The sequence below is a fragment of the Chitinophaga sp. 10T418 genome (assembly GCF_056394125.1).
The window spans coordinates 301,943-326,591 of sequence record NZ_JBFTHG010000007.1; the positions used below are offsets into that span (position 1 = coordinate 301,943).

Below are 24,649 nucleotides of genomic sequence, written 5' to 3' on the forward strand. Positions count from 1 at the left end.
GGTTGTGCCTTTAGCCATTCATTTGAAACCTTCTGGCATAATTTTTCTAGCTTTGCAGCATAAGCATAAATAAAATAATGGACGGACAATATAGAAAAGACGTATACCCTGGCCTGGAAGTGGCTATCATACTGAAAAAAGATCAACGCAGCGGTAAAAAAACCTATGGCATCGTAAAGGATTTACTGACCTCTGCCGCCTATCACTCCCGTGGTATTAAAGTACGTTTGGAAGATGGACAGGTAGGCAGAGTTGTAGAAACAGATGTAGTAGGGGACGAAGACTAAAGCAACTTCAAATCTTTTGTAATACGATCTATTTCCTCGTTTAAATTAGGCCCGATCGCGCAACAGGTTTTAGTAGGCACCCCTCCAAATTCTGTTAACCCCGAATCTGTTATCAGCGTAGCATTTAACCCGTCCTCAACCGCCTGTTGATATACCCGGTCCAGGTCTTCTTCCGAGTCCACCGACAAACAAATTTTGGTAAACCCTTTCGTCATCCATTCAGATACTTCTTCCGGATTTCTCAGATTGGTTTGCAGCGTATGTCCTTCGATGGTAGCATGCCGCGTCAGAAACGCGATGGACGCATGCGCTCCCTGAGCAATCATTTTTCCTTTACGCATGTTCAGATCCTTGCGCATCACTATTACCTGCTTAATTATCCTGGACGACATATAACTCCGTTTAAGCAGCTAATTTACAACATTACCAAATTACATACCCGACCTTTAAACGTGCATCCAGCGCATTAATAGCGCCATCTTCATATTCTACCGGGCTAAACCTGATACCAAATTGGGCTTCAAAACTAAAGTGCTTACCCCAACTACGTTGCATTCCCCAGGCGGGCACAAAGTAAGCATAGGCACCTTCATAATAATCATTGGCGACAATAGGATTAGCCATGTACCCACCCCTCACCGTAAAAAAACTGCCGGCATTATTGTCAATGCGCCTTCCCTTCCTTTCGCGGCGGGCAATATTATAGTATTGTCTTATCCCTACCGAAAAATCTGGTACTATAGCATATCCCCAATCTGATCCCATATAATCACTGTAGGAATAACTCAGCCCCATTCCAACTTCTGCATCCAGATTAAGTGTGGTGAATTTTAACAATCGCAATTCGTAATTTGCACCCAATCCAAGAATGGAAAAATTTGCTCTCAGTTGGCTCGGCTTTCTTTCTAAATTCTGCTGGGCGTTAACACGTAAAAAGGCAACTAACAATAACGCACTTAAAATGTGCCATTTCTTTGACATAGTATACAGTATATAGGTTATAGATAAAAAGCAATATACTGAAATACTAAAGCGCTTCAGTCGAAGCGGAAAAAGTCGTACTTTAATCTTTTCAAGTGTCCGGATAAGAATGCGAAACATACCCACGCTGAACGATGTACATCAACAATTTGCCGAGTATTTTGATATACCGGCGCTGAAACCGTATGCTTATCTATTATCAAAAAAAGGGAGCGAAGGACACATCTGTCTGCATCTCGATAAAATAAAAGAAGAACAGGAAAATCTACCGGAGTCCTACCAGAAAATAGAAACCAGCAACAGCATCCTGGAAACCATTCCAATGGTAGGCACGCATGGCAACGACAAACAACCTTTCGTTATTTATCAGAACAGGCTTTACCTGCAACGATACTTCAGGTATGAAACGGAATTTCTGCAACGCATCAAACAGTTCCTGGTAACAGAGCAGGCATTGCTACCCGAAAGAATGTCATTATTGCAAAGCCAGCAACCGCTGATCAGTAAACTGTTTAACACAGCTACTACTACCAACGACGATAACGATCCGGCCGACTGGCAACTGGCTGCTGCCATCACCGGTGTATTAAATAATTTCACCATCATTACCGGCGGACCGGGTACGGGTAAAACCACTACAGTGGCCAAAATTCTGGCCATCCTGTTTGCCACCGACCCGGCTCTGAAAGTGGCGCTGGCTGCACCTACCGGTAAAGCCGCCGCCCGTATGGCGGAAAGTTTACGCAGCACCACCATTGAAGTAGATGCCGCCATTACCGAAAAGTTCCGGCTACTGCAACCAGCCACTATTCACCGGTTGCTGAAGCCTATCAATGGCAGCCCATATTTCAGGCATAACAAGGACAACCCGCTCAACTACGATGTAGTCATTGTAGATGAGTGCTCCATGATTGACGTAGCCTTGTTTGCTAAACTGATGATAGCGATCCATCCTGGTACCCGCCTCATTTTGCTGGGAGATAAAGATCAACTGGCCTCCGTAGAAGCAGGTAGCCTGTTTGGAGATCTCTGCCAGGCACAGGAAAAACTGAACCTTTTTACCGCTACCCGGCGTCAGTTTATCAATAGTTTTATTGCAGATGAACAACGCCATATCCCTGCCACCCAAAACGCGGATAGTCGCCATCCACTATTTCAACACCTGGTGGAATTGAGGCGCAGTCATCGTTTTACCGGCAACACGGGCATTGGTAAATTTAGTAAGGCCATCATCGCCAATAATGTTCCGGTAATACATTCTTTTTTTCCGCCTTCGGCAGATGAACAGGTAGTCATTGACCCTACTGCATCTGTAAAATTATTCGAAGACTTTATTGCCGGCTACGAAACATTTATAAAAGAAAAGGATATTCCCACGGCACTGAAGCTGCTGAATGCACAACGTGTACTCACCGCCGTAAGAGAAGGACCGCAAGGGCTGTACGCAGTCAACAAACAAATAGAAAAATATTTGCACGATAAACGGCTGATTCAGGCCAACACCGAATTTTATCAAAACCGTCCGGTGATACTTACCCGTAACTATTATGAACATGGGTTGTTTAATGGAGATACCGGCATTATACGGACAGATGAAAACGGGGTGCTCATGGCCTGGTTTGAAGACAGCACCGGGGCGCTGAAAGCAGTATTACCCGGCTATCTTACCCAGGCGGAAACAGCCTTCGCCATGACCATCCATAAAAGCCAGGGCTCCGAATTCGGAGAAGTACTGGTACTTTTGCCGGATACCACAGACGTACCCATTCTTACACGGGAACTGCTGTACACCGCGGTGAGTCGCGCCAAACAGAAAGTGTATGTTCAGGGAACACCGGAAGTAATCCTCATGGCGGCAGAACGCTTTGTAGAAAGAGCTTCTGGCATTGCCTCCAGATTCAGAGAAGTAGACGCGCATGCAAATTAAATAACATGCTTCGGGAATGGCGGAGTCTAAACAAAGGATTTATCAATGGCATTGTTTTTAAAAGTTTCGAACTCACTCAATAGCTTATCATCCGGGTTGGCACAAGACCTGCAGGATGCGGGCAACAGTGTGTTCCAGCCTCACTATATTATTACCCAAACAGAAGGTATGAACAACTGGCTGAAACTCCAGTTGGCAGACCGTTTGGGCATTGCGGCCAACTGCCGCTTTATGAAGCCTAACGACCTGCTCTACCAGTTGTATGTATTGCTGGGAGGTCCTTTCTCTGAAGTATTGTCCCCTCAGAATCTCAGCTGGCTGGTATTTAAACTCCTGGGGCAGGAAGAGTTCATGGCCAAATTCCCCAAAGTAGCGGCCTATTATGCTGAACAGCACGCAGAAAGTGACCTGAAACGCATGGCCCTCGCGGAAAAAGTAGCCGATTTGTTTGATCAGTACCAGGTATATCGCCCGGAAATGATCCAGGCCTGGACCAATACCAACACCCCGGAACTGTCCGGCGCCGGCTGGCAACACTGGCTCTGGGTAAAAGTAAAACAGCTCTCCGGAGGCGCTCTCCCGGATAAAACCATCGTGGGTAACTTTATCCTGGATACCCTGCACAATACCGGGCACAATAAAGCAGCCCTCACTTCCCGTATGCCGGTGATCCACCTATTTGGATTATCCATTATCACGGCCTACCATGTGAAGATTCTCCATGAGCTATCCAGCTTCATAGATGTACATTTTCATATCATCAACCCAGCACCGGTGATGTTCTGGTTCGATGACCGCAATGAAAAACAACTGGCCCGCTGGCGACAAAAAGGTCTCAAAGAACTGGAAKAGTCCAAAGCCGGCAACGCCTTACTCACCGGCTGGGGTAGGGTAATACAGGACAGTTTCGGACTTTTCTTCGCGTACGATGCATTCATAAATGCCTACGAAGAAATTGAAACCGTAGAACCCGATACCGACACCCTGCTACATAAAATACAACACGACATTTTTATAGCTGCTACCACGGCAGACAGGGAACGCATTTCCCAACAGGATATCAGCGATGGCTCCGTTACCATCAATGCCTGTTATACCGTTGCCCGCGAAGTAGAAGTACTCTACAACTACCTGGTACACCTGGTGGCCCGGCGAAAGGAGCAACTATCGCCCCGCGACATTGTGGTGATGGTAAGCGACATTGATGCCTACGCACCCTATATCAAGGCGGTATTCAACAATGCCCCCTATCCGTTCAGGTATACCATCGCCGATGAAAGCTATACGGACAACGACAACCTCTTCAATGCCCTGCACGCCATTCTCACCATGAACGAAGAGAATTTTAAGGCAGAAGCAGTGATGCAGTTGCTGGACTTTTCGTACATCCGTAAACGCTTTAACCTGGAGGATCCCGTGCTCATCCGCCGGATTATAGAAGCGGCCAATATCCGCTTCGGCATCAACGGTCACAAAAAAGATGAAACACATTTTGTCAGCTGGCAATATGGTATTCAACGGATCATGTACGGCATCTGCATGAGCGGGGAAGAGGAATATGGCAGCGGGGAAGACAGCTTTTTTCCACTGGATATCACCGAAGGCAGCGATGCCCATGATGTGATCCGGTTTTGTCATTTCGCAGAAGTACTCATGTCGTCTATCCTCGACAGGCGCCGTCCACGCACCATTGTAGAGTGGGTGGCCTATACGGAAAGAGTACTGCACAACATGGTATTTGAACCCGTGGAAGATGTGGATGAAGACTATAACACCCTGGTAAAACAGCTCACCGCCTACAATGCACTCAATGAGTTTATGAGTGAAAAAGTAACGTTTGAGGTGTTTAGTCACAGTTTCCTCGATACCCTCACCGGCAGCACCCGCGCTGGTTTGTTTGTAAACGGAGGCATTACTTTCTGCTCACTCATCCCCATGCGTAGTATTCCCTTTAAGGTGGTAGCGTTGATGGGATTGAATTACGATAAATTCCCCCGCCGGGAAAATAAATCCAGTTTCAACATCATGGAAGACAACCGGCAGAAAGGCGATCGTAATGTGAAAGAGAATGATAAACACCTGTTCCTGGAAACTTTGCTCTCCGCCAGAGAATATTTATACATCAGCTATCTCGGAAAAAATGCGAAAGATAACGCCGACCTGCCACCATCAGCATTGGTAGACGAACTGATAGATTATATAGAAGCCGGTACTGCTTCGCCGGAAACGGTGCGCAGTCAGCTCGTGACCTTGCAGCCGCTGCAAAGTTTCAGCAGGAAATATGCCGGCACGGATGAACGTCTTTTTTCTTATTTAAGTACGAAAGAAGCCGCCACTGCATCCTTTCTCAATGAAAATAAAATCACTACCCCTTTAACCTTTGAAGAAATTACCCTTGAAGAAGTAATCAGCTTCTTCAAAAATCCCTTCAGAGCGTATTACAACAAGGTATTAGGGATTCGGTATAACGACAGCCAGTTGCTGCTGAACGAAACAGAAATTTTTGATCTGAATAAATTACAGCAATGGTCTGTCAAAAATGAATTGCTGCCCATTCCTGCGTCTGAACAAGGTACGCTGCAAACTGTGATGGTGAAAAAAGGTCGCTTACCACTCCGCAATATGGCTGCGGTGGCCATTCACCGGATGGAAGACCTGGTGGTACCCGTGCGTAATTTATACGAAGCCTGTACACAAGGAACGACAGAAAAAAAGTTGCCGATAGAACTATTTATAGATAACAGCTTACTGAAAGGAAATATCCGGACATTTGATCATACAGTGTTACAGGTGTCGTGGTCTAAACGAGAAAGTAAGTACCTCGTGGAAGCCTACATCCGCTATCTCGCGGGCAGGGCGGCGGGAGTGATCACGCATCTCTGCTACATTTCAGGTACTAAAAAAGAAGATGCGTTCGAAGCGGTGGCACTCACACAGGAAGAAGCTACACGCCGCTTAACAGAAATTATTAAAGTATACAAAACCGGATTTACGCATATTATTTCTTTTTATCCGGATCTGGAAATTAGTGCGAAAGATGTACTCACCATAGATCTGAAGAAATTTAAAAGTAAAATTACCGGGTTGATTGACCGGCATGAAGCACCGGATCCTTATATCGTGCAGGTATATGAACAGGGATTTTTTGACAGAGAAGAAGCACTGACCAGTTTCCTCGACGTATACGACTTGCTGATAGCGCCGTTGACAACATTGCTGCCGGCGTATTTTGAAAAACCAGACAAAGAGAAATGATCGATAGCATTATATATAAAAAGTTTGAGGCCACTACAGTACCACTGGAGGGCAGCAATCTGATTGAGGCCAGCGCCGGAACAGGTAAAACCTATTCCATCGCTATCCTTGTACTCCGGCTCATACTGGAGCAAAAGCTGTCTGTCAAAGAAATACTGATGGTAACTTTCACCCGGGCCGCTGTAGCGGAACTGGAAGAAAGGATTCGTCTTTTTATCCGGCAGGCGTATAAAGCCAGTATGGGTAAGGACATCGCCGACGAAAAAATACTGGACCTGGTACTGGAAGTGATAGATCCGGAAGATCCAATGCCGGTGCAACAACTACTGCGCGATGCCATTCTGCTACTGGATGAAACCTCCGTGCTGACCATCCATGGCTTCTGCCAGCAAACACTGAATGAATACGCTTTTGAAACCAACCAGCTATTTGGCGCCCAGATGGTGCCGGACCTTACGCCGGTAGTGGAAAATGAATTGAATAAATTCTGGCGCAGAAATATCACCACCCTCAAAACCAGCTTGCTGGAAAGTATCTGGGAGGAAAAAATGAAAGCCGATCTTCAGAAAGTCATACAAGAGCATCTCAGCGGGAAAAAATATATCGGCTACCGGGAAGATATTCCGGACACCATCAGCGAAGAGCAACAGGACAAATGGATCCAGGAAATGGACCAACTGGCTGCCAATGTGCAAATCGCCATAGAAAAACTGTACGAAGGCATTACCGCCAACAGCGCCCAGCTCATTGCTGCCTGCGCCACTAACCGGTACACCAAAAAGGAATGGCCGGAATTAGTAGCACAACCGGAACTGCTGGTAAAAAAGATCCTCGCCAAAAGAAAAGACGCCAAATATATTGAAGCCGTTTTCCCGGAGATCCTGGAAGAACTGGACAAAGTAGAAGAAATACGTCAACAGCTCACTGAATACCAGCAATTAATCCGCCGTCAACTTTTCTATACGGCCATTAAGGAAGTAGGAGAGCAGGTGCGTCTCTTCAAAGAACGCAGCAATATGATGGGGTATGATGACCTCATCAACAACCTGCATACGGCCCTGGTGAAAAACGGGAATCCCGACCTCATCGCTAATCTGCAAAACAAATACAAGGCGGTTTTTGTAGATGAATTCCAGGATACTGACCGTGAACAGTTCGAGGTATTTGATAAGGCCTTCGGCCAAAACACCACGCTGTTCTACATCGGCGACCCCAAGCAAAGTATTTACGCCTGGCGCAAAGCAGATATCTTCACTTACTTCAATGCCCGCAACGGCGTGCAACAAGTATATGACATGAATCAGAATTTCCGGTCTGCTGAAAACCTGATCCGTGCCATGAACATCTTCTTTGAACCTACGCCCGGCTTCGACACCTTCGACTTTGGTGGAGAAAGCGATAGCATTGATTATATCCCCGTAAACAGTCCGGAGAATAATACCAAAGGCTATCTGTTTAAAGGCAGCAGAAAAGAAGTACCCATAGAAGTTATTGCCTGTGATAAAAAAGAAACCATCTGCGAAGCCGTAGCAGCGCAGATAGCGCAACTATTGCTGGATAAGGACTACCGGATTGAAAATGAAAAAGGCAGTCGCAACATTACCCCTTCAGACATAGGTATATTAGTGCGCACCGGCCAGGAAGGGAAAGATATTAAACATGCCCTTGCTAAGCTGGGCATACCCGCCGTAACCATCGATGAAGCCAGGGTGCTGAGATCAGGAGAAGCGCAGCAATTACTGCATATCCTGGAAGCCATGGAAACACCGGACCGGTCGTCTATTAACCGTGCACTGTTAGGGTCTTTCACCGGATACAATACCAGCACCATTTTAAAGCTGGACGATGAAACCATGCTGGACCTGTTCGGCAAATACCGCAATCTCTGGCAACGCGATGGCGCCTATACTGCACTGATGGAATTCATTACGGACTTCAACGTGCGCCACGTATTACTCGATGGACATACCGAAAACGGAGAACGGATTATCACTAATCTCTATCAACTATCGGAGCTGGTACACCAGGTACAAAGCCGGAAAAACCTATCGATGCGGGACCTGATTTCCTGGCTCAAACGCGGTATTGACGGCATGACCACCGATGGTGATGAATACGCCCAGCGCGTAGAAAGCGACGAAGAAGCTGTGAATATTGTCACCATCCATAAAAGTAAAGGGCTGGAATATAAAATTGTAATGGCTCCTTTCCTGGACTTCGTGGAATCACAAAACATTGAATTTGTCAGCTTCCGCGACCCGGCAAGCGGCGATTACCTGGGCACGCAGCGTGCCCGTCTCTCAGAAAATCAACTGGAAGCTTACCAGCAACAACAAGAGCAGGAGAACCGCCGCTTAATTTATGTGGCCATCACCCGCGCGGTGTATAAATGTTACCTGTTTAAAAATAACTTCGCCAAATTCAAAGATTCTTCGCTGGCATTTTTCCTGAAAGCATTAGCTGTGGCGAATCCGGATCCTTCGCTGATACAGCTGCAGGGAGCTATTCCGGCTACCACAGAACAAACCTACAGGCAACAAACCACCAAAGGCAAACTGGCGGTCAACCGTGCTCCGGTAGCCTTCCATCTGCTGGAACAAAACTGGCGCAAGATGAGCTATACCATGCTGGCCGCTAAACCCGAACACCGACCACGAGTACGCTCTTTCCAACAAACAGACCCTTACGATAATTTCATTTTCACCACGCTGCGTCGCGGAGCCAAAACAGGGAACCTGTTGCACTTCATTTTTGAAAGCATCAATTTCTCCGATAACAGCAAATGGGAACATTGGCTGGAAGAAGCCATCCGTCGATTTGTGCCGGGGCAACGGGAAGTATACCTTGAACGGCTACACGAAATGCTGCAGCACGTGATGTATACTCCTATTCACATAGCAGGCAACACTTTCCAGCTGGCATCTGTAGGGCGTCAGCAGCGACTGGCAGAATTTGAATTTGATTTCCCGGTGCCAGTATTTCAGGCAAACCTGCTTAATAATCTTTCTGATGACCAGGTGAGCGTGAGTGTAAAACGTTTTTCTGAATACAGCAGCCAGGAACTGGAAGGAATCATGAACGGGAAAATTGACCTGTTCTTTGAATACCAAGGTAAATATTATATCCTCGACTGGAAATCGAATTACCTGGGCAACAGTGTGGCGAATTACGACAAAGAAGGACTTGCAGCAGCGATGAATGAAAATAATTATCACCTTCAATATTTCATTTACACGGTAGCTGTAAAAAAATACCTGGAAAGCCGCATCCCTGGCTTTGATTACGAACAACAGTTTGGGGGCGTTATCTACTGCTTTGTGCGTGGCGTCAGAAATTCCAGCGGGCAAGGCATTTTCACCGCAAAACCTAATCTAAAAAAAATACAGTTGTTAGAATCTTTGCTAACAAAAAAGAATACCCATAGCCGTTAACATTCTCACTAACGGCTACGGGTCTACTACTAAAAAAAGGTCTGCCACTCGATCTTAGCTAAAAGCTAACAGCTAATACCTAACAGCTAAAAAAGCCATACCCCATTCATCATCGCTACACCGCAGGTAGTTTCAAATGAATTCACGTAATTATCCGGTGTTCTATGCCACCACTGCCCCCACATCAAACCATTGGAGTTTCTGTAATTCCAGGCTTCTGCCGCATTGTAGTTAAGCCAGGCAGCATAAGTGCTCTGGTAGCTCTGGTCATGTACAAACTTGCAGGCCCAACGTGCAAAAATGGCTTTAAAGCCCTGGCAGTCGTCGTTATCATATTCATCCGGCAGCAGGCCCTGTGCATTGCTCATGGTATTTTTCGTATAGTCCATCGCTTTAGCGCCCATGGCTTTATATCCATTGGAAGGGTAGGAGTTATGCAACATGCTGCAGGCGCCAATAAAGGTTCCCTGGGTATAGGTGCGTGCGCCTTCTGTAATAGTGCCGGCTGAATTCATAGCGCCTTTTACTTCACCAGTGCCGGATACATATAGCTTGGTCACCATCCAGTCGAGGATCTGCTTTGCCTTGGTGCGGTAGCCGACATCGCCGGTAGCCTGGTAGAGGTACATGGCGCAAATGGCTGCAGGTGCGTTTACGCACACATTCTTGGAGTTATTGGCGGTAGTCCACCAGAGGCCGCCGCCCAGATTGGTATCCCAGGCGCGGGCCCATACCATATCAAAGTTGTTTTTCGCCATGTCTTTCATACCACCATCATTGGTAATCTGAAAAGCACGGATACACATCAGGGCGCCCCAGATAACATCATCGTTATAGATGTTGGAAGTCCAGAGTAAGCCATAGGCATCTCTCATACCATTATAGAGGTATACCATCTTGTTTTTGAGATCTATGTCGTTGTTGACGGTATACGCATCAATCAACGTTTCAATGGCTTCTGCCTGTCGCCAGAAATCCATACGACCACTTTGGGTCACATCAGAATAATAGTACGCTTTAAAGGAAGGGCCATATGTCCCATACTGATGGTAGAAGGCATTGTTATAACACTGCATGGCCAGCAATGCTTCCGACTTTACGGGTTGTACAGAATTGATAGTGACCAGGTTAGCCTTTGTTCCCGAGAGAGAAGCCGGATCTTTTGCTATCATTTCTTTTTTCTGACAGCCGGCAAAAATCAGTGCCAATAGGAGGGCCACTACACACTGGGTGCAGGAAAGCGCTTTTGCGCCTGATGGAGTCTTCATGTTTTTCAGTTTTTGTGGAATCAGGAATGATGTTTTTTGTGGAATGAACTGTTTGCTACGCGCCGATCAGTGCCTGTCTTATGGAAAGCCGTATTGATACAAAGGGGCCGCTATTGCTTGTTGGTTGCGCAAACAATGCGGACTCATAACAGTGGAACCGGGTTTACACGGATATCCTATATCCGGAGGACAGGTAAACGGAGCATAATTCCTTACAAGCACAAAAAATATTTTGGAAGGCCTCCCGGTGAAGCCTAAACGATCATTATTTTTTTCTGTCTTACAACCTGTAAAAATTAATGTAATTTAGAACACCGTTTTTGCCAAAAACATCATCCAAGATCTGCTATTATGAGAAAGTTCCTGATCCCTGTTTTCAGCCTGGTATTGTTATTTACCACCATCAAAGGAAAAAGCCAGTCTTCCGCTCCTCACTATAAAGGAAAAATTATAGACATGCATGTGCATATCGGTTTGAACGAACAGGAAGTCAAAAGCCTGAGCGCCGAACGCAGCAATTCCCTAAAGGATATACAAACCTTTATGACTGCCATTCCTATTACTAAAGCGGCAATTATCACCATGGCCTGGAAAGGAGATATGGTGAATACCCGCTGGAGAAATGATAGCATTATAGCGCTTAGCAAAAAGTATCCATCTCTGATACCTGTATGCTCTGTGCATCCTATGGATGGCGCAGATGCCTTTGCAGAAATGGAGCGGGTACACCAACAGGGGGTACAGGTAATAAAGCTACATCCCAACACACAGCGTTTTGATGTAGCAGCACCAGAAGTGGCTGCTATTGCCAAAAAAGCCGGGGAACTGCACATGACCTTGCTGTTTGACAGCTATAGCCTATTGGATAACAGTGAAATTGGTAAACTGATTATGCTGGCCGTTACCAACCCGGAAGCGAAATTCATATTTGCGCATACGGGGTTAATAAATTTCCCCCAACTTCTTGCTATTGAAGCATTGAAGAAATATCCCTGGTACAAAGGTAATATCTGGATGGACCTCTCAGCGATTGCACCCTTACTCGGAGACTCCCCCTATCGGGACCAACTGGTATGGACTATCCGGAAAATCGGTGTAGACCAGTTCCTGTTTGGCTCTGACTTCCCCGTATTTACGCCGGGCGAAGCAATTAAAGGAATAGAGGCGATGGGATTTACGAAGGAAGAAGAACAGAAAATATTTTATAGCAATGCCGCGAGGTTATTGCAGCTACAGCCCTGATAGATAACTATACCAGATAAAGCCAGCTTCCCTTTAACAGAGAAGCTGGCTTTCTTTTTTAAAACTTATAGTTATAGGTAATATTAGCACGCGCACCGGATCCTTTTATGAAATTCTCATTCCGGGCATTCCATTGAGAAGTAACGGTGTAATAGTCTTTGTTGAAAATATTATCTACCCCGAGCTGCACACTGCTATGACCATCTATATTAAAATCAGAGAAGAAGCTGAATAAGGTAAACTGTTCTACAGGTCCTTTTCCATAAGTGTATGCACCAGTAGCATCCGGAGCAAAGCGATTACGCGCACCGGCTTGTAGCATCTGCAAACGTAAATTCCATTGTTTCATCGGCTGGTAGCGGATGTAGGCGGTTAACTTTGGCGGAGCAATTTTATCGCCCAGGATATAAGTATCTTCTTTATCATTATACTTACCATTTTTGTTGGCATCTATTTTTCCTTCGATATAGGAATAAGAAGCGCCTACACCTACATTTTTCAGGATGCGTACATCAGCAGCTATTTCGAATCCATGAATCTTGATCGGCTCCCGTGCTATTTCAAAACGGCCTTCTACCAGTGTGTAGTTGGCACCTAATTTAGAGGAGCTGATATAATAGCTACCTTCCAGTTCTACAGGACCTAAAGTGCTGTTAAAGCCTGCTTCATAGTTATTGGCAATGATAGCTTTTGTTTTCAGCAGGGATACCGTGCTTTCATTGGCAGTACGTAAAGTACGGCCCAGCTCATTCACAGAAAAGCTCTGGGAATAACTGATAAAGGGTTTGAAATATTTCAGCTGGTTATAACGTAACCCTGCGTTAAATACCAGGGCATTGTAGTCAATAGCGCCGCCTTTTACACTTTTACCACCTTCAGAATATAGACCTGTTTTGATATTCAGGGAAATGATGGTAGTATAATCCGGTACATCGATATTAATATTTTCGTAGCGCGCACCTGCTTTAAATATCAGGTGCTTGAAGAAGGTAGTCTTCAGTTGTGCATAAGGGGCCAGGTTGCGCATACTCATTTCCGGTACCCAGGTTCTTCCATCCGCCAGCTTTTGTGCTGTTTTATCATTTAAGATATCTAATCCGTATACCAGGTCACCATCTATGTTTTTACCAGCCTGGAATGGAGTAGATAGATTAATACGTACACCTTTTTTATCCGATGAAATGGTTGACTGACCGCCACCTACAAAGGAATCTACCCAGGAAAATACGGTATAAAATTTCTGGTAGTATACATTGATATCCAGATCCGTATTGCCGATAATTTTCTGGCTGCCATAATGCACATTTACATTATGGTTATACGGTGTTCCTTCCGGATTGCCGGGGCGGGTTCCAAAAACGCCGGTAGCTGCCGTATCCCGATAGTGGCCTTTCTTCAGGATATAATCACTCCGTTGCTGACTACCGAAAAAGTTATACATCACTTCCACACGATTGAGGGGATTGATGTTGTAACCAATTTTTGTATAAGCATTCCATAGCTGTGTTTCTCCCAGACCATAATCAGGAGAAAGCACTACTCCTTTTGCATCTTTATATACACCGGTTTGTTCATAGTGTCCTGAAACTACATAATCCAGTTTCTTATAAGAGCCGGACAACAGTTGTCCTACCTGCCAGCCACCGGTATGCTGGGCATTTTTCAACTGGGTATTGCCGCCGATGGTGGTTTGTCCACTCAAAGGCTGTCCTGGAGTAGCTTTTTTGGTGATATAATTGATCAATCCACCATCGGCGCCATTACCATAAATGGCGGTAGCCCCTTTTATCACTTCCACTCTTTCGATAGCGGAAGGATCTATGCTGCGGATATCACGACCACCGTTTCTCAGCGGTGTTGATTGTGGAATACCATCAATCATCACCAATATCTCTCTGCCTCTCAGCGTTTGTCCGGAATTACCGGTAGTATTACTGCTGAAACCCAGTCCGGGTACACTGTTAGCCAGGATGTCCGAAATATTATTGCTGATTCCTTTTTGAATAGCTAAATCTTTAGCGCCTAAAATAGTAATGGAAGAAGGCACCTGGTCCAGTGTTTCCTGTTTACGGCTGGCAGATACTACAAATTCCTGCAGGTCGCCATTCGATGATAATGTTATTTCCTGGTGGGAGGTATCGTTAGGGAGCAGTGTAATGGTTTGTTCAATTCCTTTATATCCTACACTGGTCACCTTTATTTTGTAAGTACCGGCTTTGGCCAGTGTGAGTATAAAAGCACCTGATTTATTGGCTACCACACCTGTTTTTGATCCGGGGATGCTGATATTTGCAAATGGCAACTGATCACCGGTTTCAGTTTTCACGGAACCTTTTAAAACAGCTTGCTGAGCATTGGCTGATAGCGTAATTCCCAATACGGTGGGAATTAATAAAAATATACTACGCATATATAGGCTGATAAATTTGAAGCGCAAAGCTAGCAGCTACAATTTATCCCTGATTGCGAAAAAGGGAAATATAATGATCGAAAGCGGAATTTTACGGGGTTAGAGCTGCAGACGGCTATTGACCAACTGTATGATCTCTGCATGAATGTCTTGCACCGACCTCATACCCTGGGCCTCATTGGCACAAATAATCCTGTTAATGCTTTCATCAGCTAACAGCATCGCTTCATACTCTTTCTTTACGGCCTGTTGCAGAGAAGTATCTTTTTCGTGGATATCATCTTTCCCGTGTAGGTAGTCCCGGTCTTCATTGACGCGTCTTTTGGCCAGCGCTGATTCAACAAAAGAAAATGGTACATCCAGGTAAATAGAAAACTGTGGTTTGGGGATCTGGTTGTAGTTATATTCGAAGTCATTGATCCAGTTGCGCAGGTATTCTTTCTCTGAATCGGTATGCAGCTTAGCACATTGAAAGGCAATGTTTGAAAGTACATATCTGTCTACCAGCACAAAATAGCCATCACGGAGCCATTCATTGATGGTAGCGGCAAATGCTTTACGGTCTTCCGCAAACAATAACGCTACCAGCTGCGGGTGTACATTTTTCACCTCACCAAATTCACCACGGAGAAATTTAGCAATAAGTTCACCAAACACGCCCTGGTTGCTTCGGGGGAAGTGTACGAATTTGGTCTTCTCATTTTTTGACTCCAGGTATTTTGTCAGCAGTTCTATCTGCGTTGACTTCCCGGCGCCATCTAAACCTTCCACCGCTATAAATTTGCTACTTGCTATCATTATGATCCCTGAATTGAAGCCGGAAATTAATGAAAATCCCCTGCTCTTTTGATTTATTAATGAATACGACTACACTTTAAATACAAAAAGTCCGCATTACTGCAGACTTTTTATCGTACCTGGAGCGAAGGTAGCAAAGTTTTGCCCAAAATCAAATTCGGCCTGCTGCCACTTCTGCCCCGAGATGAACGCCGATATCAGAAAAGTTAGGATAAACAATGCCCTGTCCGAAACCACTTTCATTCACGATGCCGCCTTTGTTTTTGTTATTGGAGAAGATTTTCTTTCCTACATAAATAGCTCTTTTCAGTAAGAAATTTTCCCGCAGCAAGTCAGAACTAATGCGGTTAAAGCCCCGATGCTCATCTGACATGAGCTGGTCGTTACCTGTATAAGTCAAGGTCTGGAACAGGATGCCATTATCCTTATACAGTTGTAGCACTTTCCCCTCCTGCCTATAAACGCCGGCATATCTCTTTTTGGGATGCAGCACGCAATCGCTTAGTTTTCCACTTGCCAGTGAATCACTGCTCACATAAAATATTTCAAATACATTATGCTCTTCCAGGTAAATAATCTCTGTTAAATCTTCTCCCGGCGCGGAAATAAGTACGTCTTTCGTTTTCTTTGTTGAAAAACCATCGGCTATCCGCATACTATCATCATGGGTAATGGCATTTAAAAATGCAGGCTCTTTAATAATAACACTTTTGCACCCATAGGCTTCCAGTCTGCATTTGAAGTCTTTGTCTTCATAACCATAATCCATTACTTTTTCATCATATCCTCTCATTGCATAAAAATCGTCCCGCTTCACACATACCCGTCCCTGTACATCCCACCACTTTTTGTTAGCGCCAATACGGGGAGGCATTAAAAAGATATCAGATTCTTTATTGAACTGTTCATTTACATATGCTGCAAACCCGGGGCCGGTGAAGTTATCAGCATCTATGCTGCATAAAATATCGCCGGTGGCGAGTCTGAATACCATATTCTTGGAATGGCTCATGTGGAAAAACTGAGGATCTTTTGTTCTGAAATAAGTCACCAGACCGGTATTTATTTCATGTTGCAACTCTTTTTGGATCCAGTCGTACAAATCATCGCGGGAGCCATAATCGAGGATGACAAATTCAATATTATTATACCCGGCATTGTCGAGGATATTACGTTTCAGAGTTTGCTTCAGGTGTATGGTCCGGTTCATACATACTGTACAGCAGGATATGCGGTTTTGCATGGATACTTCTTTAATGGTGCATTCAGTGAGGTGCCGGGTAGTATAACAATATGAGAAGAAGATTGTTTGATGAGGAAAAGGAATATTTAGTTGCATTCATATAAAAACGGCGGGTAGGTAATACCCGCCCGCCGTTAAAAATTATTATTGATTTCAATAAGCCCCAGTGCCTTTATAAAGTCAATATAAACGCTTATTGATAGTTACGCAGCTCTTCATTAAGATCCGTTATAAACTCGTCCAGATCTACCACAAATCCAGATTTATCTTCAATAGAAAAAATATTTACCAAATAATCTTCTTTCATTATTAACGGGATGATCTCAGACTCAAACGCTTCAAAGTTAACTGTCATCACCTCATAATCACTCCACGCTCCTTTTATGGATAATTGCGCGTAAACTTCCGCACTCCAAAATGACACCATTTTACGGCCTTTTACTTCAGCAATGGCGATGGTGGCTTGTTTAGCTAAAGTATAGATAGTGAGGCCATCTGCGATCCACTTAACAGTGTATTTGTATCGTTGCAAAGGCGATAATTTCAAAACGTTGTCCACTTCTTTTTGTGATATAATCTTCATGCAACTCCTTTGTTGATTCCTTCTTTGTTGAGTACTGCAAGGTAGGATTTTAGGGAAAACTAATATTGCCGGACAAGTGAAATAAAAAAACGCTGCGGCCGCGCTGGCAGCTAACGTTCTGTTCCTGAACCAGTAGTAGAATATGGAAAATAATATGCAACAAATACTAATTAAATTAGTATAATTGCTAAATATATTAGTTTTAAAATTCATAACGATGCCCGCAAAAAAAGCAGATATCATCGCGCAATTGCAAAAAGATATCCTTCTTTTACAAGGGCTCAAACCAACATTAAACAGTGCTGCCGTAGATGTGGGGCTTGGGCCGATAAAAGATGCATTTCCCAACCGTTCCTTTCCCACAGGTGCCGTGCATGAATTCCTCAGCACCGCCACAGAAGAGGCAGCAGCTACCGCTGGTTTCATCAGCGGATTATTGGGTTGTCTGATGACAGGAGGGGGCATTTGTTTATGGATCAGCACCTCCCGCACCATTTTTCCTCCTGCTTTAAAAAGCTTTGGTATAGCACCTGATCAAATTATTTTCGTTGACCTGGAGCGCGATAAAGACGCGCTCTGGGCCATGGAGGAAGCACTCAAATGTGAAGGACTGGCAGCCGTTATCGGTGAAATAAGAGAGATCAGTTTCGCTAATTCAAGAAGACTTCAATTAGCGGTGGAACAAAGCAGGGTAACCGGATTTATTCACCGCCATCAGCCCCGCAGCATCGGTACCACCACCTGCGTTTCCAGGTGGAGAATCACTCCAATGATCAGTGAACAGAAAGATCATATGCCCGGCGTAGGCTTTCCCCGCTGGAGTGTAGCGTTAGAGAAGATCCGTAATGGCAAACCCGGCATATGGCAGGTAGAATGGTCGGCAGGCAGGTTCCAGCCTGTTCACCAACATATTGAAGTACTACCACAACAACCCATCCGAAAAATAGGTTGATATGTCCCGGCGCTTTGTAACAATATGGTTCCGTCATTTACTGACGGATTGGTTCACCCGCCGGCAACCCCACCTGCGAAATACACCTTTTGTACTGGCCGCAGCAGATCATGGCCGTATGAAAGTAACTGCCGCTAATGCAGCAGCACAGATGCATGGCATCAATGCGGACATGTCTGTAGCCGATGCCAGGGCCCTCTTTACCTCCCTGCAGGTATTTGATGAAGTGCCGGAACTACCAGTCAGATTACTTACCTCACTCGGTCATTGGTGCATCCGTTATACTCCCGTCACCGCCATCGATCCACCCGATGGACTGATCCTCGATATAAGTGGCTGTGCACACCTATGGGGAGGCGAAGCCCTCTATCTGCAAGACATCCTTTTACGATTAAAAAATTTCGGCTATGATGTACGTGCCGGAATGGCCGATACCATTGGCACCGCATGGGCCATTGCACGCTATGGACAAGGCGCCGCCATAATACCGCAAGGTGAGCAAACAGCCTGCCTGCTACCCCTGCCGCCGGCAGCACTGCGCCTGGATCCGACAGTTGTTGAACGGCTGCACAAACTCGGACTTTACCAGGTAACCAATTTTATTGGTATGCCCCGCTCTGCATTACGCCGGCGTTTCGGCCAGAATATGCTGCACCGGCTGGATCATGCCCTGGGCCTGGAAGAAGAAGCTATTGAACCATTACAGCCCCCCGAACCTTATCAGGAACGATTGCCCAGCATGGAGCCTATCATGACCGCCACGGGCATTGAAATTGCGCTGAACCGGCTTCTGGAAACACTCTGTCAACGACTAACCAGGGAAGGAAAAGGACTTCGTACCTGCGTATTTAAATGCTACCGGGTAGATGGTAATATCCAGCAGATCGACATTGGCACCAACCGCGCATCACATAATCCTATTCATCTTTTCAAACTATTTGATGGGAAGATCCAGATGATCGAACCCGCATTAGGCATTGAACTGTTTGTACTGGAAGCCCCTAAAGTAGAAGACACGTTGCCTTCCCAGGAAGTATTGTGGGTAACACCCGGCGGGCTGGAAGATGTGATCGTAGCTGAATTGCTGGACAGACTTACCGGTAAAATGGGTACGCATACCGTACAACGCTATTTACCGGATCAGCACCACTGGCCGGAACGCTCTATTAAAATCGCTGCCTGCTTACAGGAAAAACCAACGATAGACTGGCGCACAGACAGACCCCGGCCCATCCGGCTCTTAAAAAAACCAGAAGCAGTGCAGGTGTCTGCACCGATACCTGATTATCCCCCCATGTTATTCCATTACAAAGGGCAGCTGCACCGGGTAAAAAAAGCAGATGGCCCGGAACGGATAGAACGCGAATGGTGGCTGGAATCAGGCGAACACCGTGACTATTACAGCGTGGAAGATGAAGAAGGCCGGCGTTACTGGCTTTTCAGATTGGGACATTACGATGCGGATAAACCTCAACACTGGTTTATTCATGGCTTTTTTGCGTGAAGAATGAAAATGATGAAGTATGTACTACACAGAATTACAGGTAACCTCCAACTTTAGCTTTCTACAGGGCGCCTCCCATCCGGAGGAACTGGTAGAACAAGCGGCCACTTTAGGATACACGGAAATAGCTATCACAGATCACAACACGCTTGCTGGTATCGTTCGCGGTCATGTTGCCGCCAAACAAAAAGGGATACGCATCATCCCCGGATGCTGCCTTGATCTGCTGGATGGCCCCAGTCTATTGGCTTATCCCACCAACAGAGATGCCTACGGGCGGCTATCTGCACTGTTAACAAAAGGTAATCTGCGGGCAGAAAAAGGGCAATGTCATTTATATAAAACAGATGTATATCAACATGCGGAAGGCATTAAATTCATCGTGATTCCACCACCGGCGTTAAATGCCCGGTTTGACTATGATGAGGCATTCAAACAGGTGCTAAGTGAATACCGTGATGCTTTTAAAGGGCATCTCTATCTCGCTGCCACCCGTTCCTACCAGGGTGATGACTTAAAAAAACTATACCGTCTTTCCCGGTTATCTGAAGCGTTGGACATTCCTTTAGCCGCTACTAATGATGTACATTATCATCATCCGGAACGCCGGCAATTACAGGATGTATTAACCTGTATCAAAGAAAAATGTACCGTTTACAATGCAGGCTATCGTTTGCATCTTAACGCAGAAAGATACCTGAAGCCGCCGGCTGAAATGCATCGTTTATTCCGGCAATACCACGATGCCATCAAACGTACAAAGGAAATAGCTGAAGCCTGCCAGTTCTCGCTCGACTCCCTGAAATACATTTATCCGGAAGAACTGACTACAGAAGGACGCACACCACAGGAAGAACTGACTTTTCTCGCATGGCAGGGCGCCAGAGGAATATTTGGTGATCATCTCCCTGAAAAAATAATATATAACATCAACTACGAGCTGGGATTTATTAAGGAGATGGACTACGCCCCCTACTTTCTAACAGTTTATGATATTGTAAGATTTGCCAGGAAACAACACATCCTATGCCAGGGGCGTGGTTCCGCGGCCAACTCCACTATTTGTTTCTGTTTAGGCATCACGTCTGTGAATCCAACAAAATTTGATTTACTGTTCGAACGGTTTATTTCTTCCGCACGTAACGAGCCACCGGATATCGATGTAGACTTTGAACATGAACGGCGGGAGGAAGTCATTCAATACATCTATGAAAAATATGGGCGCGATAGGGCAGCCATTGTTGCGACCGTTACCCAGCAACGGCAAAAAGGCGCCATCCGCGATGTGGGAAAAGCCATGGGGCTATCTGTGGATATGATCAACCGATTGTCAGGTGTTATCTGGGAATACACAGATGATTCGTTTGATAACGACAAGGTTGCGGCGCAGGGATTAAATCCAAATGATCCGCATCTCAGCAAAGTACTGGAGCTCACCGAACAGATGATCGGCTTTCCGCGACAGCTTGGTCAACATACCGGCGGCTTTGTGATTACGCAGGGGAAATTATCTGATCTGTGCCCCATCCTGAATGCACGTATGGAAAACAGAACCAACATCGAGTGGAACAAAGACGACATCGATGCTTTAGGCTTTCTGAAAATTGATGTGCTCGCACTGGGCATGCTCACCTGTATTCGCAAGGCTTTCGACCTTGCCAAAGCACACTATGATCTGGATCTTACATTAGCCAACATACCCCAAGACGATCCTGCAGTATATGAAATGGTGGGGCATGCAGATACGATCGGTGTGTTTCAGATCGAAAGCAGGGCACAGCAATCTATGCTTCCACGCTTAAAGCCGACATGCTTTTATGATTTGGTGATTGAAGTGGCGATCGTACGCCCCGGGCCTATCCAGGGAGACATGGTGCATCCTTATCTCCGGCGCCGTAATGGTGAGGAAACAGTTGATTATCCTAAACCTGAGCTGGAAGAAATTTTAGGTAAAACCTTAGGTGTTCCATTATTCCAGGAACAAGCCATGAAAATTGCTATCGTTGCAGCAAACTTTACACCCACTGAAGCCGATGAACTCCGGCGCAGCATGGCTACTTTCAAGTCAGTCGGCACCATTTCCCGGCTTCGTGAGAAACTGGTTGCAGGTATGACAAAAAAAGGGTACGAAGAAGACTATGCCAACCGTATTTTCAAACAGCTGGAAGGCTTTGGCAGCTATGGCTTCCCTGAAAGCCACGCCGTCAGTTTTGCTTTGCTGGTATATGTTTCGTCCTGGATCAAATGTTACTATCCTGATGTTTTCGCGTGTGCTTTATTAAACAGCATGCCCATGGGCTTTTACCACCCGGCACAAATTGTAATTGATGCCCGCAATCATGGCGTGGAAGTAAGACCCGTAGATGTAAATCTTTCTTTATGGGATAATAAGCTGGAAGAAATATCCGGGAAATATCATGCACTCCGCCTGGGCTTCCGCCAGGTGAAAGGACTTAAGGAAGATGACCTGCAATCGCTTCTCTCCAACAGAACCACCCACTACGCCAACATACCTGCACTCCGCGATGCCGGTATTCCACTCACCACACTGGAAAAATTAGCCGATGCAGATGCCTTCAGATCTATGGGCCTGGACCGGCGCCGCGCACTGTGGGAAGTATCTGCACTGCACGACCGCCCCACCGGCATGTTTACCGGCCAGCCATCTGAAAGTACCTCCGAAGCACAGATACAGCTACCTGAAATGACTACTTCAGAACATGTGGTACACGATTATAGCAGCACTACACTATCTTTAAAAGCACATCCGGTAAGCTTTGTACGTGAGAAACTTCAGCAGCTCCATATTACCGCCACAAAAGATCTTGACACTATTCTCGATGGGCAACCTGTAAAAGTAGCAGGTCTGGTACTGGTAAGACAAAGGCCCGGAACAGCGAGTGGTGTTTGTTTTATTACTATTGAAGATGAAACAGGATGCAGTAACCTGGTGGTTTTCAAAAAAACATTCGACAAATTTCGAAAAGAAATTGTGCAATCACGTTTACTCATGGTAGAAGGCAAGCTGCAACGCGAAGGAGAAGTAGTGCATATAGTGGTACAACGTTGCTATAATATATCGAGATTATTACAGCAACTCATTCCATCCAGGATAGAAGCAAAGGCAGCGCAGGTAGTAGGAGAGCAGCAACAGGAACAGAAAAAAGAAGTGACGCAGGGGAACATTTTTGCGGAAGCGAGGAATTTCAGATAGAAAAATTTCACGATTAGATAGCCATTTTATATTTCTACCGGATAAGGTCTTTCATTTTACCGGAATTCAATTATCTTAGGCTCACTAAAAAACCCAGTAATGAACAGCCCTAATACTGTTCATTGACGAAATGGCTGTCTTATGAATTTGAAGCATTTACTTTTTCCGCCTATCTTTTTATTAATCAGCATTCATGCTATTGGACAAGCCTGCAATTGCACCACTGAATTTTTGCATGTTAAAGATCAGATAACACATAACTATGCAGGATTCAAAGACAAAGTAACAGGAGCTACAAATGTGGCGTATACCATCTATACACAACGGATTCTTAAAGCAACAAAAGGAATCACAAGCCCACATCATTGCGCGCTATTGATTAATGACTGGCTTAATTTCTTCAAAGACAGGCACGTGGCTTTTGGCGAAAACCCTTTATCAGCAGCAGCTTTACAGAAAATAGTTTCAGAAACGGAAAATATAAAGCTCACCAAACAACAGTTAGATCCGCTGAAGCACGCTAAAGGCATTGATGGCATCTATTGGAGTAGTGATTCTGCATTCCGTATAGCCATCGTTAAAAGTGTCAAAAATTTTCGGGATTATGCAGGTGTCATTACCTATTCAAAAGTGGATGGCTGGAAACCCGGACAAGTAAAACTGGAGTTACGAAAATCCATTAAGAAGAACGAATTAATAGGGATTACGTATGATACCGATCATACCCCTTATAGCGAATCATTTCCTGTTAGCATCAATACACTGGGAACCTGGCAGCGGGAAGGCACTGTGAATAATAGCGATGACGACGGCTCTACCGAAAATGTAGCAGGCAGACTATTATCTGATAAGACACTCTATCTTAAAATAAAATCCTTTGACCAAAGCAACGCCGCCAATATTGATTCTTTATTTAAAGCATATAAAACGTTATTGGATAAAACACCTAACCTGATCATAGATGTACGGGACAATGGGGGAGGATCCGATTTCGCGTATGCGCCCATCACCCCCTATCTTTATACAGATACTATTAAAAAGATTGGAGTAGATGCGTTAGCAACAGAACAAAATATTGAAGGGTGGAAACCCCTGTTGAAAATGGAGGATATTCCTGCAGAGCAGAAAAAAGAAATCACCCACATGATTGAATCAATGGAACGCGGGAAGGGAGGGTTTGTAAACGTGGTGGAAGATGAGAAAAAGGTATTAGACAGTATCAGACCTTACCCACAGAAAGTAGCTATCCTGGTCAACAGAGGCTGTGGCAGCACCACAGAGGAGTTCCTAATGGATGCTATGCAAAGTAAGAAAGTAACCGTAATAGGTGAAGCGACCGCCGGTGTACTGGACTACGCTAATATGAGGCAGGTGGCACTTCCGTGCATGCCATATACCTTGTATTATGCTACCACAAGAAGCAGGAGAATTGATATGGGAAAAGGCATTGACAACGTAGGATTACAGCCTGCGATAAAACTGAAACTCTCACAGAATTGGATTTCTGAAGCGCAACAATATCTGGAGAAAAAATAAAGCAGCATTTTAATTACA

At 45.2% G+C, this 24,649-nt stretch carries 16 protein-coding genes; 9 read left to right on the forward strand and 7 right to left on the reverse strand.

Annotation, left to right across the window (positions count from 1 at the left end; translation table 11 throughout):
* The first annotated feature begins 77 nt into the window (after positions 1-77).
* Entirely contained in the window at positions 78-287 is a 210-nt protein-coding gene (locus AC1DCV_RS22075; protein ID WP_331957838.1) for a YwbE family protein, read from the forward strand.
* Here AC1DCV_RS22075 and pth2 read toward each other — a convergent pair.
* The gene (gene pth2, locus AC1DCV_RS22080; protein ID WP_441572935.1) at positions 284-679 is read right to left on the reverse strand and encodes an aminoacyl-tRNA hydrolase; all 396 of its coding nucleotides are present in this window, start codon (positions 677-679) and stop codon (positions 284-286) included. The genes AC1DCV_RS22075 and pth2 overlap by 4 nt on opposite strands.
* A gap of 31 nt (positions 680-710) precedes the next feature.
* A complete protein-coding gene (locus AC1DCV_RS22085; RefSeq protein WP_477025183.1) occupies positions 711-1,268 on the reverse strand; it encodes a hypothetical protein in 558 nt (185 codons plus the stop codon).
* Positions 1,269-1,377: 109 nt separating this feature from the next.
* Between AC1DCV_RS22085 and recD the strand changes: the two genes are divergently transcribed.
* The 3 genes from recD to recB are packed head-to-tail and all read left to right on the forward strand — an operon-like array spanning position 1,378 to position 9,881.
* Entirely contained in the window at positions 1,378-3,195 is a 1,818-nt protein-coding gene (gene recD, locus AC1DCV_RS22090) for an exodeoxyribonuclease V subunit alpha (protein ID WP_477025184.1), read from the forward strand.
* Positions 3,196-3,240: 45 nt separating this feature from the next.
* Complete coding sequence (gene recC / locus AC1DCV_RS22095; RefSeq protein ID WP_477025185.1) at positions 3,241-6,450, forward strand: exodeoxyribonuclease V subunit gamma; 3,210 nt, start codon at positions 3,241-3,243, stop codon at positions 6,448-6,450.
* Positions 6,447-9,881 carry an exodeoxyribonuclease V subunit beta gene (gene recB / locus AC1DCV_RS22100; protein ID WP_477025186.1) on the forward strand — a complete coding sequence of 1,145 codons (3,435 nt, stop codon included), beginning with the start codon at positions 6,447-6,449 and terminating at the stop codon, positions 9,879-9,881. Before recC ends, recB begins: the two co-directional genes overlap by 4 nt.
* Before the next feature lie 86 nt (positions 9,882-9,967).
* On the opposite strand, the gene AC1DCV_RS22105 is transcribed toward recB, so the two are convergent.
* Positions 9,968-11,149, reverse strand: coding sequence for a glycoside hydrolase family 76 protein (locus AC1DCV_RS22105; RefSeq protein WP_477025187.1), 1,182 nt, complete (start codon positions 11,147-11,149; stop codon positions 9,968-9,970).
* Positions 11,150-11,500: 351 nt separating this feature from the next.
* Here AC1DCV_RS22105 and AC1DCV_RS22110 point away from each other — a divergent pair, with 351 nt between their 5' ends.
* Positions 11,501-12,391, forward strand: coding sequence for an amidohydrolase family protein (locus AC1DCV_RS22110; RefSeq protein ID WP_477025188.1), 891 nt, complete (start codon positions 11,501-11,503; stop codon positions 12,389-12,391).
* Positions 12,392-12,449: 58 nt separating this feature from the next.
* On the opposite strand, the gene AC1DCV_RS22115 is transcribed toward AC1DCV_RS22110, so the two are convergent.
* The 4 genes from AC1DCV_RS22115 to AC1DCV_RS22130 all read right to left on the reverse strand — a co-directional run bounded on the left by AC1DCV_RS22115 (position 12,450) and on the right by AC1DCV_RS22130 (position 17,425).
* Positions 12,450-14,801, reverse strand: a complete 2,352-nt coding sequence (locus AC1DCV_RS22115) for a TonB-dependent receptor (protein ID WP_477025189.1) — start codon at positions 14,799-14,801, stop codon at positions 12,450-12,452.
* 99 nt (positions 14,802-14,900) lie between these two features.
* On the reverse strand, positions 14,901-15,599 hold the full coding sequence (gene tmk / locus AC1DCV_RS22120; RefSeq protein WP_477025190.1) for a dTMP kinase: 699 nt from the start codon (positions 15,597-15,599) through the stop codon (positions 14,901-14,903).
* A 151-nt stretch (positions 15,600-15,750) separates the two neighbouring features.
* The gene (locus tag AC1DCV_RS22125; RefSeq protein WP_477025191.1) at positions 15,751-16,842 is read right to left on the reverse strand and encodes a glycosyltransferase family 2 protein; all 1,092 of its coding nucleotides are present in this window, start codon (positions 16,840-16,842) and stop codon (positions 15,751-15,753) included.
* Between the two features lie 193 nt (positions 16,843-17,035).
* The gene (locus tag AC1DCV_RS22130; protein WP_477025192.1) at positions 17,036-17,425 is read right to left on the reverse strand and encodes a DUF2750 domain-containing protein; all 390 of its coding nucleotides are present in this window, start codon (positions 17,423-17,425) and stop codon (positions 17,036-17,038) included.
* Positions 17,426-17,642: 217 nt separating this feature from the next.
* On the opposite strand from AC1DCV_RS22130, the gene AC1DCV_RS22135 reads away from it, so the two are divergent.
* From AC1DCV_RS22135 to AC1DCV_RS22150, 4 genes are all read left to right on the forward strand, one after another.
* Complete coding sequence (locus AC1DCV_RS22135) at positions 17,643-18,377, forward strand: ImuA family protein (protein ID WP_477025193.1); 735 nt, start codon at positions 17,643-17,645, stop codon at positions 18,375-18,377.
* Between the two features lies 1 nt (position 18,378).
* Positions 18,379-19,881 carry a Y-family DNA polymerase gene (locus AC1DCV_RS22140; RefSeq protein WP_477025194.1) on the forward strand — a complete coding sequence of 501 codons (1,503 nt, stop codon included), beginning with the start codon at positions 18,379-18,381 and terminating at the stop codon, positions 19,879-19,881.
* A gap of 19 nt (positions 19,882-19,900) precedes the next feature.
* Positions 19,901-23,095, forward strand: a complete 3,195-nt coding sequence (locus AC1DCV_RS22145) for an error-prone DNA polymerase (protein WP_477025195.1) — start codon at positions 19,901-19,903, stop codon at positions 23,093-23,095.
* A 141-nt stretch (positions 23,096-23,236) separates the two neighbouring features.
* Positions 23,237-24,631, forward strand: a complete 1,395-nt coding sequence (locus AC1DCV_RS22150) for a S41 family peptidase (protein WP_477025196.1) — start codon at positions 23,237-23,239, stop codon at positions 24,629-24,631.
* The last annotated feature ends 18 nt before the right edge of the window (positions 24,632-24,649 follow it).